Origin of the sequence: Frankia nepalensis, assembly GCF_016786325.1 — a bacterium.
GTDB classification, from domain to species: Bacteria; Actinomycetota; Actinomycetes; order Frankiales; family Frankiaceae; genus Pseudofrankia; species Pseudofrankia nepalensis.
This window is the reverse complement of the sequence record NZ_JADWYU010000395.1, coordinates 1-11,865: the sequence shown is the minus strand read 5'-3', so window position 1 is coordinate 11,865 and position 11,865 is coordinate 1. Positions and strand designations below refer to the sequence as shown.

The 11,865-nt window shown below is 67.5% G+C and carries 9 protein-coding genes; 6 read left to right on the top strand and 3 right to left on the bottom strand.

Translation table 11 applies throughout. The features are described 5' to 3' along the window. The first annotated feature begins 173 nt into the window (after positions 1–173). Positions 174–3,155, top strand: coding sequence for a CHAT domain-containing protein (locus I6A81_RS42685; RefSeq protein WP_203006933.1), 2,982 nt, complete (start codon positions 174–176; stop codon positions 3,153–3,155). A gap of 983 nt (positions 3,156–4,138) precedes the next feature. Then, the gene (locus tag I6A81_RS42680) at positions 4,139–4,276 is read left to right on the top strand and encodes a hypothetical protein (RefSeq protein ID WP_203006932.1); all 138 of its coding nucleotides are present in this window, start codon (positions 4,139–4,141) and stop codon (positions 4,274–4,276) included. A 39-nt stretch (positions 4,277–4,315) separates the two neighbouring features. Here the strand turns inward: I6A81_RS42680 and I6A81_RS42675 are convergent, their stop codons facing one another. Both I6A81_RS42675 and I6A81_RS42670 read right to left on the bottom strand, forming a co-directional pair. Then, the gene (locus tag I6A81_RS42675; RefSeq protein ID WP_203006931.1) at positions 4,316–4,615 is read right to left on the bottom strand and encodes a hypothetical protein; all 300 of its coding nucleotides are present in this window, start codon (positions 4,613–4,615) and stop codon (positions 4,316–4,318) included. Between the two features lie 318 nt (positions 4,616–4,933). Beyond that, a complete protein-coding gene (locus I6A81_RS42670; protein ID WP_203010540.1) occupies positions 4,934–5,098 on the bottom strand; it encodes a hypothetical protein in 165 nt (54 codons plus the stop codon). Between the two features lie 407 nt (positions 5,099–5,505). On the opposite strand from I6A81_RS42670, the gene I6A81_RS42665 reads away from it, so the two are divergent. From I6A81_RS42665 to I6A81_RS42655, 3 genes are all read left to right on the top strand, one after another. Then, positions 5,506–5,706, top strand: a complete 201-nt coding sequence (locus tag I6A81_RS42665) for a hypothetical protein (RefSeq protein ID WP_203006929.1) — start codon at positions 5,506–5,508, stop codon at positions 5,704–5,706. 147 nt (positions 5,707–5,853) lie between these two features. Continuing rightward, the gene (locus I6A81_RS42660) at positions 5,854–6,546 is read left to right on the top strand and encodes an RNA polymerase sigma factor (protein ID WP_203006928.1); all 693 of its coding nucleotides are present in this window, start codon (positions 5,854–5,856) and stop codon (positions 6,544–6,546) included. Continuing rightward, positions 6,543–7,541, top strand: a complete 999-nt coding sequence (locus I6A81_RS42655) for a GGDEF domain-containing protein (RefSeq protein ID WP_238430768.1) — start codon at positions 6,543–6,545, stop codon at positions 7,539–7,541. Before I6A81_RS42660 ends, I6A81_RS42655 begins: the two co-directional genes overlap by 4 nt. Before the next feature lie 270 nt (positions 7,542–7,811). On the opposite strand, the gene I6A81_RS42645 is transcribed toward I6A81_RS42655, so the two are convergent. Then, entirely contained in the window at positions 7,812–8,873 is a 1,062-nt protein-coding gene (locus I6A81_RS42645; RefSeq protein WP_203006927.1) for a PIN domain-containing protein, read from the bottom strand. 376 nt (positions 8,874–9,249) lie between these two features. Here I6A81_RS42645 and mobF point away from each other — a divergent pair. After that, on the top strand, positions 9,250–11,865 hold a 2,616-nt coding region (gene mobF, locus I6A81_RS42640), incomplete at its 3' end, for a MobF family relaxase (RefSeq protein WP_203010539.1).

The window sequence follows — 11,865 nt, the reverse complement described above, 5'->3', positions numbered from 1 at the left end:
GCAAGCCCGTCGCCCGCTGGGCACCACGAACGACCACCGACAGCTAAACCCCGTCAAGATTCAGGACAGGCTCTGAGAACGAGAACATCGATCTCTGCGACCAGGCGATCGACAAGCTGAGGTTCTCCATTGCACAGGTGCAGAACTTGGATCCTAGGCATCTTACGGCAGTATTGAAACTGAACGAAGCGCTGCGGTGGCGGTATCGTCGTAGTGGCTCGGAAAGCGATCTGCGCGAAGCCATCGAGGTTCTCGAGCGGTCAGCATTCGGTTGGCCAGCCCGCGGCAATCTGCGCGCCGCCCTTTTGATCGCGTTGAGTTGTACTCTCCGTCAACGCGCAGAGCGCTCAGGCTCCAGGGAAGATCACGATGCGGCCGTCGCGGCAGCAGATGATGCAATCGTGTCGGCTGCCAATGGCGTAAACCACACCGAGGCATTGTCTACCGCTGCGGCGGCGTTCTTGCTTCGGTTCAACAGATACAAGGCACCGGACGACGCAGAGAACGCCGTGCGCCTGACACGTGCAGCGCTCGAGGCGAATCATGAGGGTGCCGCGGCTGCCTGTTTCTTCCTTGAGCGCCTTGGCAGTGCGTTGGCGAGCCGGTACAGCGTGAGCGGCGATCTCGCCGATCTGGATGAGGCGATACGACGAAGCCGCGAGTCAGCGGATCTCACTCCAGCGGGATCAATCGAACTCGTAATCCGTCTGGCGAACCTCTGTCATTTTCTTACACTTCGGTTCGAAGCCACCGGCTCCGGTGAAGATCTCGACGATTCGATCGCCTTGGGTCGCCAAGGCGCAACACTCCTATCGGCGAATGATCCGACCGGTCCGCTCGTGCTGACGAATCTGAGCAGTTCGTTCCTGATGAGATACCAGCGCGCACACGACTCCGACGACCTGAACGGTGCCGTGACGATAGGCCGAGAAGCACTGCGTATCAGCTCGCCAAATCATCCAGAACGCAGCCGTCAGTATGGCTGCTTAACGTCGGCTCTCATGTTGCGTGCGCAAAGGGACACGAATCCTGACGACCTGGAGGAGGCGTTGTCGCTTGCGCGTGAATCACTCCGATCGACCGACCCAGCCCATCCCGACTTCCCGAGATCGCTGTCACGGCTCGGCCATGCACTCCGAGCGGCATACCAGATGACGAACGACCTTGTCTACATTGACGAGGCCGTAGTCGTGCTAAGCGCAGGTGTCGCCGCCAGACCGAACACGCATCCTGACTATGGAAGCGACTTGTCAAACCTGGCTGGCGTTGTGCGCCTGAGGTGGGAGAAGACTCACCGAGCCGAGGACCTCAAGGCCGCGATCGCCTTGAATGAGCAGGCAGCGGCCAAGTACGGAGCGCAGCACCCTGAACGCGCGCGCTGTCTGTGCAACCTCGGCAACGACCTGCGTATTCGTTTCGCCGAATCCGGGAACCGCGCAGATTTCGACGCCAGCGTCGACGCGTTCCGACAAGCTTTCGAGGTCGAGTCGGCCATGCCGTCAACTCGCCTGCAGGCCGCGGTGGGTCGCGGACGGATGCTTGCCCGCGATCAACAATGGCGGGCGGCCACCGACGCATACACGGATGCGATCGATCTCCTCTACGTCGTCGTGTCCCCGACGCTGCGCCGATCGGACCAGGAGAACATACTTGGTACCGTCCACGGCCTCGCCGCCGACGCGGCCGCCTGCTGTCTCGCTAGCGGGGACCGAAGGCGGGCACTGGTTCTATGGGAACAGGCGCGGGGCGTCATATTTAACCAGGAACTTGGTTTCGCGGAGGAACTACGACGTCTGGCTGAACATGATTCCGATCTTGCGGAGGAGCTATCCAAGGCCTGGGAGGAAATTTCTCGGCAACCACCTCGGAGAACTATCGAATCTACGCTCTCCCTGGTTTCCCCTACGCCGGTCAGCGACAGCCAAGCAAATGAATATGAGAAAGAGTGGGGACGAACATCACAGGAGTTCACACGGCGCCTCACTCAGGTAAGACAAAAATCCGGATTCGAACGATTTCTGCGCCCGCTTCTTAGCGACGACGAACTCGCTCAAGCTGCGGAGGGAGGGTTCGTCGTCGCCGTCAACGTGTCACAGTTCGGCTCCCACGCTCTAATCATCACGCCGACTGAAGTTCTCGACCCCATTGCCCTGCCAGGTCTGACGCCTGATTCTGCGCGAGAACAGGTAATCGCGGTGCTCCAAGCCATGACCAACTCGGATGCCCCCGACAGGTCAGCTACCGGCCACAACGCGGGAGAGACGACTCTGAGTCACGCGCTGGCCTGGCTGTGGGATGTGATTGCTGGCCCCGTCCTAGCCAACCTGCCCGAGGTTGAGCACAACGGACCAGCGGGCCGCGCGCGACTATGGTGGTGCACCACCGGGCTACTCTCGTTCTTGCCTATTCACATGGCGGGGCATCACGACACCCGAGCCGCCGAGGTGCCCAAGACGGTGGTCGACCGGTACATCTGTTCCTATACGCCAACCATCCGAGCACTAGCGATCGCGAAGCGCCACGCATCCGCACTCCAGACGAGTGGCCGTACAAGCCACAACAGCCTACGGATCCTCGCCATCGCTATGCCATCTACCCCCGGAGAGAGCAATTTGCCGGGAGCCGAAGTTGAAGTCGAATCACTACAGGTGCAGTTCCCCGGCAGGGTCACCGTTCTCTCTGGAGAGGCGGCTACCCATGACGCCGTCCTCCGCGCTATACCAGCTGCCACGTGGTCACATTTCGCATGCCACGCCCACGTGGACCCACGTGTTCCGTCCCAGAGCCACCTGCTCCTGGCTGACCACCGGCAACGCCCGCTCACCGCGGCCCACGTCGCCGGCCTGCACCTGGAGCATGCGGAACTTGCCTACCTGTCCGCCTGCTCCACTGCCCAGACGACCGCCCAGCTGGCCGACGAAGTGATCCACGTGGCGTCCGCTTTCCAACTCGCCGGGTACAGACATGTCATCGCGACCCTCTGGCCGGTCGGTGACGCAGCCGCGATCCGTCACGCGCAGCACCTCTACCGCGCACTCACCGAACCCGACCCGGTCGATCCCGCGACAGCACTAAGCAATACCACTCGTCGGCTCCGAGACCGCCACCCGGACATACCTTCACTCTGGGCCTCCCACATTCATACAGGGGCCTAAAACCATTTGACTTTCGCTGGAAAGTATCGTTCTGAGGACCCAGGATACCGCCACTATCGTTCCACAGGCCCTGAGTTGGCGCGTGAAGGCGTGCCGCTGCACGACCCGCGTTGGTGATCGACAAGGTTTATTACTGCCCCAACTATCCAAGCTGCACCGTCGGACTTCACAATCTCGCTTAGTCTCCGGGCTACTCAGAAAAGGTCGCCGAGATACCACCGAGACGCCAGCTGGCACTGCAAATCTCCGACAACGGCGCCCCGGCTACTTGCGGCATCAGCCGACACCCGCACCGAGCAGGCCGCGCATCCGCTGTCCGGATCTGACGGCATCCAGCAGGATGGCACGTCCTCGAGGGTCACGCGTAAGCGTGACCCTCATATGTGCATCGCGGTTCGCGGTGACCCCCGAGGGGTTCGCAGTTCCACCCGCCGCCTCCGAGCCTACGCGCTGTGGCCGCTCTCCCGGCAATCGGCTAGAGATGGGGAATCCGAGGTATCAGTGGTTGAACCGGGTGACTGGAAAGCCTAAAGAAAAATACCGAACAAGCAAATTCTGACACAGATTCGCCGCGTTGGATCCCGGGCTCCAGACATTTTCTGATGACGTGCGTTATGACGACTGTCACCAACTCGCCACCGTCGCGCGTCGGATGACTGCCCGCGCGGTCGCCACCGCGCCGCTGTGTCCGCCGCGCAGATCGGCGCCGACGCGACCAGTGTCGTGGCGCTGCTCGCTGTCGCGGACCGCCACGCCCGCCTCCTGACGTCCCGTCTCGCCGCCGGCCAGGCCGCCCAAGGCTTGACCAGCCTGCTCACCAGGGTCCACACCGCCGTCCGTGATCTGCCACCCCTGGCGCAGACCGGTCTCACGCCACCAAGCGGAAGCTGGGCCGAGGGGTCACCAGCTCCCTCGCACCGCGAGGTCCGTCATGACCGGCTCCCGGTAGATCCGCCAGGACGGGGGCCTCGCCTCGACCCGCGGTGCGCGCCGGCGGGGCAAGGAGAGACCAGAGCGAGCGCGGCCAGGTCAAGCGCACCACGGCCTGCATGCGCGAGACGGTCGACGTCGAGGCCTGCGCGCGGTTCGACACCAGCGACTCGCTGGTCAGCAAGGTCTAGGTCCGCGACATCGCGGCCACCGAGCACGTGGTCACCGACTCAATCGCGGCCATTGCCCGACCGAGAATGGGCCTGAGCGTCCACCCGGGTGGCGTCCGCGTCCCTGGCCGCGGCGGCGGCCAGCTCACCGACAGCCCGTTCGAGCATGGCGCCCTCGAGGTCACGCCGCAGATCACGCTGCAGCCGAGGCGCGTTGTCGGCGAGAAGGTACAGGACCTTGATCGCTTCCGTGTACAGCATCAGGTCGGACAGCTCGCGATCACGCACCAGCCGCTGGAAGGCCAGGACGTAGTAGGCGACGCGCACCCGGGCCGGCATGAGCGGCGCTCGATCGAGCATCCGCGCGACCCGGCCGAAGTACAGATCAATGCCGGCGGCACCGCAAACGCGCCCGCGGCGAAGTCACTGACGCCACGGGGCGGCAGCGGCGGCCAGACGATCGTGGCCGCGACAGCAGGCGCCAACAGCACAAGCTGCCTGACGATCGGGATCACTACCCGGCGGCCGTGGTAGCGCCGTCGCAGCCAGCCGCGCGTCGACATCGACTTCGTCGTCCATGTTCTACCCCCGTGCTTCCGGTCCCGCGATGTCCACCACAGCGCCGTGGGCGTGACATTTGCCGCTCGGTCCCCACCATCGGGTCCGCCACCATCAACCCTAGTGGATCTTGATGGTGCGCGTCCTGGTTGTCTCACTGATCCGCTCGTGCCGCGGAGTGCGCACAAGGCGGGCGCGGATGGCCTCCAGGTCGTCGGCGTCGGTGAGGGCGTCGACCACCTGGTCGTCGAGCGTCAGGCGCAGCACCGGCACGACCTCCAGCACCGTGGAGCGGTCGACCAGCGGCGATGTTCTCCACGATGACCTCGGCGAGGTCATCGTGGATGCCCCGGCACCTCCCGACGCCCGCAACGGGCACCGCAAAGACATGTCGGGGACCGCAGGCGGGTTGCTCAGGCCCGTTGGTCTGGTTCGCCGCGTTGGCCCGGCGATCGAACGACAGCGGGAACGACAGCAGCGAGGGATGGGGCGCTCCACGGCCGGCTGGCGAAGCCCCGTGCGGCAGCGGCGATCCGCCCACTGGGCCGGACTTTCGGAGGGGAACCCAACCTTTGGGGCCTGTCGAACCCCTTATCGGTGTTACCTTCCCGGCCCCGGTGCGGCCGTCCCGGCCAAAGAGATGTGCCGCACCGGGATCCGGGATTCCACCGACCTCGGAAGGACCGGCTCAGGTGAGTCAAGCACGTCCTGCAGGCGCCGAACAGGAGAACGGCACCCCGCCAGCCGGTACGCGGCCACCGGGCCGTGCCCGCCGGTTCGCGCGAGCCGCGCGCAGACTTGTCGCCGGCAGCGCCGCGACGGTTCTCGCCAGCTACCCGGCCGAGGCCGCCTGGCACTGGCTCGGCCAGCAGATGCACTGGCCGCTGTTCTAGCTCAGAGCCACAGAGCTCTGCCTCGTGTCCAGACGTGCCGCGTCCAGACACGAGGGCAGCGCGTTGATCACGCAAAGCTATTTCAAGATTTTTTCGGCCGGACCCAACCTCCCAGCTGGCTGGCAGCCCTAAGGAGCGGCAGAGGAGGTGAACTACTGGGGCCGTCGCAAGGGCACCTGCAGGAACCGCGACCAGAAAGGTAGGGCCGTCAACGATGACATCGCTCGCTGGCGGAGCAGTTCGGTGAGCCAGTTGGAAGGGCCTGCGGCATCGGGTGACCGCCGCGACGCGACCTCGCCTGACGTCCAGAAGGACGAGCCAGACCGATCTCTCCTGGAGACGCTCTACACCGAGCACTGGGAGGGCCTGCACTGGTACCTGGTCTCGCAGGGGTGTCCCCCCGGCGAAGCCGAGGACTTCGTCCATGACGGCATCAAGATCCTCCTGGTGAACTGGGATACCCTCCAGTGCCCGGAAAACGCGAGGGCCTACTGGTACAAGACCTCGTTCCGTCTGATGCGGCGGAGCCTGAAGCTGCGGCGGGAGCGGCTCACGACTGACGACCCAGCGCACCGTCTTCAGGCGCTCCCTGATTCGGCGGACACCCTGGCGGATATCGACATTAGAAGGGCCGCGGTCGACATCGTCGGGAACCTGCCGTTGAGACAACGGCAGGTATTCTGGCTACGGGCCGTTGAGGATTTCAGCGTAGAAGAGACAGCCCGGGTGCTCCAGATAACCCCCGGAACGGTCAAATCCAACTACCACGACGCGAAGAAGAACGTAGAGAAACTCGTCAACGAGGCCGGGGGGCGCTCGGGAGGAGGTGCTAGCAGATGAACGACGAATCTCGATTCACAGAGGGAAGGCGTCCCGGACGGAGCTTCGCGGACCTCTGCCGGGAGATCGACCAGGACCCGAGGGAACGGCGCCGCATCCAGGACCTCAGCGCACTTCTCGATGCCGAGGATGCCCTCTACGAGGAAGGCGCCAAGCTACACGAGGCGGGCAGTCACCAAGCCGCCGCGCCGCTGCTGCGCCGCGCCGCCGACGCGGGCATCCTCGGTGCCGAGGACCTGCTCGCCGAGTCCGCGGTGGTGACGGATGACCTCACCGGTCAGCTGAACCGTCGAGGGCTGGCCGAGCGGCTGCGCGTCGCCGTCACGCGCGCGGCCGACACCAGGCAACCGCTCGCCCTGCTCGTGCTCGACCTTGACCGGTTCAAGTCCGTCAACGACACGGTCGGCCACCACTTCGGCGACAAGGTGCTCGTCGAGGTCAGCCGGCGCATCGCCACCGCGCTGCGCCCCGGGGACACGCTCGCGCGGCTCGGCGGCGACGAGTTCGCCGTACTGCTGGAACGGACCGACCGTGCCAGCGCCCAACTGGTCGTCGACCAGGTGCGCGCGGCGCTGCGCGACCACATGGAGATCGACACACTAACGATCCAAATGACAGCGAGTATCGGCGTAGCCGTCTACCCTGACCAGGCGGCCAGCGCCGACGAACTGCTGGCGCGCGCCGACATCGCGATGTACGCCGAGAAGCAGCGCATCGACGCCCCGAAGAAAGCCGTGGCAGGGATACAGCGGTTGACCGCCGACGATCTCCTCGACTTCCTCGTCGAGCAGGCAGGTCTTCTGCTGGAGGACCGCCCAGCTGACCTTCATGTCACCTTCTCTGACATCGGTCTGGACTCGCTGGCCTACCTGCAGCTCCAGTCCGAGATCTTCGGACGCTTCGACGTGGAGCTGCCGGCCTACCCGCCCGACGACTACACCCTGGCCGACATCCTCGCCGCCGTGAACGCGGTGCTGCTACCGCAAGATGTGTGAGCAGTCGGAACAATCAGGCACCAGGATGGGCGGTAGGCTGGCCGGCGAGCAGCCTTCTCGCGTACACGAGAAGGAGATCACGGTGGCGACCCAGGGAATACAGTCTCGCCGGCCCCGGCCGTGTGAGACCCACATTCGCACAGCGATGTGTCCCTGGGTCAGTCCGCTGCCTGGAAGCGAGGTGCGCTACCCGGTCCGGGGCCGCTGCGCAGGAGTTTGGTGACCGAGATACCGGTCTTCAGTTGTGCGTGATCGATTATGGCGTAGCGATCATGAATGGGGTGTGGCCTCCCCCTGTGGTCCGGTCCCCTGCCCCACGGCCGCCGAGTGAGAGACCGCGCCCCGTGCAGCCGGCGCACTTCGCTGACCGCGCCGTCGACCGCTGTCCTTGGCTGGTTCGTCTCCGAAGGGCTCGGCCAGCTTGAGGACCTTCAACCCGACCTGCCGCGCCCTTGCCGCCATGCCCGTGTCGTAGGTGACGACCGTGACCGGGAGACCCGCCAGCGCCTGTACCGTCGCGGCGCGGTCCACAATCTCGTCATCCATGATCGGTAGCCGGATATGGCCACGCGGGTCGCTGAACAGGCCGACGGTGACTGCTCCCGCAGCCGGGGCGCTGGTTGGGTTGTCGTGGGCTGGTGGTGCGTCACCGAGTTGGCCGAGTCGCGGGGTTCGGACGTCTCGCCAGACGCGTTCCAGAACGCCCAGCGTGTACACGGCTCGCCACCGCGCCTTGTCATGTCGCTTCAGGCCGTCCAGCTCGTCGACCACTGCCATCGGCACGATCAGATGGATGTCCTTGCCAGGCAGGCCGAGCAGGCGAGCGAAGTCGACGTCCTCGAGCTTCTTGTCGTCTTCGATGTAGAACGACGTGTCGAGCACCGCCAGGGCGCCGACGCGCCCCCAGTGGTCCACCTCCGCGCTCAGGGCGTCCCGGGCTTCCTCGAACAGCCGCGACTGCTCATCGAGCTCGCTCGACAGCAGAGCGTTGGCAACCGGGTGTTGGGAAACCACGCCCGGGCGGTTATAGGCCTCGGCGGTCGAACGCCGGAAGCGCTCACGCTCGTGCTGGGCTGTCATGGTCTCTGACAGGGCAAGCGTGAGCAGGTCGCGGTACCGGCCGCCGAACACAAGCCGCTGGATGTCGTCCGCAGACGCCAGGCCGCGCAGTTGCCGTGATGCTGTTTCCGCCCAGTCGAGGTAGGCGGTGAGGCGTTCGTAGCTGGTGCGGCCCGGACTACCACTGTGCAGGTTCGCCACATCGGTGGCGAGCGTGCCGAGGACGTCAACGAGCCGGGCGGGCTGAACACCGGGTCGCGGGACGGGGATCACACGATCATCGTCGCAGCGCTGTCAAAGCCGTTTCCACGGTCCGTCAGGATGCGTGACCTGGGCCTCGCAGTCGAGGTCGGGTTGGGGTAGGCCCGCGTCTCCAGGCTCAGGCCCAGGCACACGGCACGCCGCTGGGCCGGGCTTCCCAGCCGGAGGAAAGGAACCGGTGTTCTCCAGGCAGCTGGTGCTGGACTTCGAGACGACCGCGACGGGCGGGTAGCGACGTGGGTCCCGATGTCGTCAGCGAGCGCCGTGGGGTGCCCTGACCTGCCACGATGACCTTTGCGATGCCCTGTACGAGGGCCTTCGCGATGTCCCTGGCTGGCACCGTCCCGAGGGCTCGGCTGGACGGACCAGCCGAGCGGGACGGTGGCTGATGATCGCGACGGTGCGGGTGTTGCGGGTACGGCCGCGCGGGCCAGGGGAGGTCACCCGGGCGGTGCGCGCGGTGGTTGCCTATGTGGAGTCCGGGCAGCCGGGGGCGGCGGCCGGGTTGACGCGGTACTACGCCCGAGAGAAGGCCGCAGGCCGGGCGCGTGGGCGGGGTGCGGCGCTGGTCGGGCTGCACGGGGCGGTCTCCGGTGAAGCGCTGGGCCAGTTGTTGCGGGGGCGGCATGCGGTGACGGGCCGGCCGTTGCTGGCCGCGACCGGCTCGGCCGGCCGGGCCGCGCGGCCCGACGAGGCCGCCGTCGGCGATGAGGCCAGCCCGGCGGGATCGGGCATTCCCGCTGCCGGTCGAGGTGGCGCTACGGCGGCGGGGGACGTTCTCGCCGCTGGTGGGGAGTGGTTGACGTTGGCGCAGGCTGCGGTGGTGGCTGGGGTTGGCGCGGACTATCTGCGTCGGCTTGTCGGTCGCACCGCCAAACTCCTCGCCACAGACCAGGCCAGCCACCCACCGGCCACGAGCATCTTCGACAAGAGCACGGCCGGCGCGCAGGCCGACTCCGTCACCTCGACGAACGACAGCGAGTCCGGCCCGTCGGCGGCGTCACCGGGCGGTCAGCAGCGGGCCGACCTGCTGGTCGGGGTGCGCGGGCCGGATGGGCGGTGGCGGGTGCGCCGGTCCGAGTTGGAGCGGTGGCTTGTGCGGCGGACGCCGCCGGCGATGGTGCTGGGCTATGACGTGGTGTGCGCGGCGCCGAAGTCGGTGAGCCTGCTGTGGGCGTTCGGCGACGAGGCGCTGCGGGCCGACGTCGTAGCGGCGTTGGACGTCGCGGTGGATGCGACGATCGGCTACCTGGAACGCCACGCCGCGTTCGGCACGGTTCGCGAGACCAGCCGGCGCGCGCTGGGTCTGGCGGTGGCGTCGTATCTGCATGACGTGTCGCGCAGCGACGAGGCCCACCTGCATGTCCACAACGTCGTCGCCAACGTGGTCGCCGTCCCCGCCGACTCCGAGGACGCGGAGCTGGGTGGTTGGGAGTGGCGGACGGTCGACGGGGAGGTGCTGTTGCGCGACGTCAAGACCGCCGGTTACGTCGGCGCGGCGGTGCTGCGCCACGAGCTGTCGGCGCGCCGGGGCGTGGTCTGGGAGCCGGCGCGTAACGGGGTCGCCGAGATCGCCGGCTTCCCCACCGACCTGCTCGCCGTGTTCTCCACACGCCATGGTGAGGTGAGCGCCGAGTTCGCCCAACTCGTCGCCGCCGGTCTGGAGCCGTCCGGGGCGACCGCAGCGGCCGCCCAGCTCCGCTCCCGCGCCCCGAAGAAGATCCTCGCCGACGAGCAGGTCACCCAAGTCCAGCTCGGCCGGTTGACCGCCGCCGGCTGGACCCCGACGCAGGTCCGCGGGCTCGCTCCGACACTGGCCGAGCGTCCGGTGTTGCGGGCGAGCGTGGCCGGCGACGACATCGAAGCGCTGTTCACCCATCTGGCTGGCGCGTCCGGGCTGACCGCGAACGCCACCACGTTCACCCGCCGCGATGTGGTCCGCCACGTCGCCGGCTGGGCCGTCGACCGGCTCGACGCCGAGACCATCGAGACCCTGGCCGACCGGTTCCTCGGCGACCGCCGCGTCGTCGTCCTGCACGACACCGCCCGTGCCCGGCGCCGCCACGAACCCGAACCGCTCTACAGCACCGAGAACCTGCTCACTGCCGAGGACACCCTGCTCGCCCTGTACCGCCAGGGCCAGGTCGCCGCCGGCGGCCCGCCCCGCCTTCTGGTCGACGCGGATGTTGTCGAGACCCAGCTGACGGCCGCCACCCGTCCGCGGCCCGGCGCTTCGGGGCCGGCGTTGTCAGTGGAGCAGGCCGAGCTGGTGCGCCGGCTGCTGCGCGGCGGCGACCTGGTCCGTCTGGCGGTCGGCCCGGCCGGCACCGGCAAAACCGAAGCGATGCGCGTCCTGGCCCAGATCCTGGCCACCGCCGGCCACCCCGTCCTGGCGACCGCGCACGGTGGCCGTCAGGCCGAGGAGCTTGCCGACCGGATCGGTATCCCGGCGCGGGTCGTCGCGAGCTGGCTCACGCTCCTGGACAACGTCGAGGCCGCGGCCGAGGTGTGGCCGCCCGGCGCGGTGCTGATCGTCGACGAGGCCACCCAGGTGTCCACCCGCGACGCCGAACGGCTGCTGCGCTACGCCACCCGCACCAACACCATCATGATCGCGCTCGGTGACCCTGCCCAGCTCGGCTCCGTGGCCGCTGGCGGCTGGTTCTCCCACCTGGCCGCCCGCGCCGACGACCTCCCCGCGCTGACGACGGTGCACCGTCAGACCGGCGCGGCGATGGCCCCGGTTCGCGCCGCGCTGGCCGCGCTGCGCGCCGACACCGCGCCGGCCACCCGCGCCGCTCTCGACACGCTCGCCGCGGCCGGGCGCGTCCACCTCGCCGACGACGCCAACACCCTGCTCGAGCGCGCCGTCGCTGACTGGTACGCCGAACGCCAACAGGTACTACGCGCCGCCCGGGCCCAACCCGCGTCCGGCCGCGCCGACCGGGACGGCGCGAACCGCGCCACCACCGGCCCCGGCGCGGCCGGCCGCGCCGACCCACCC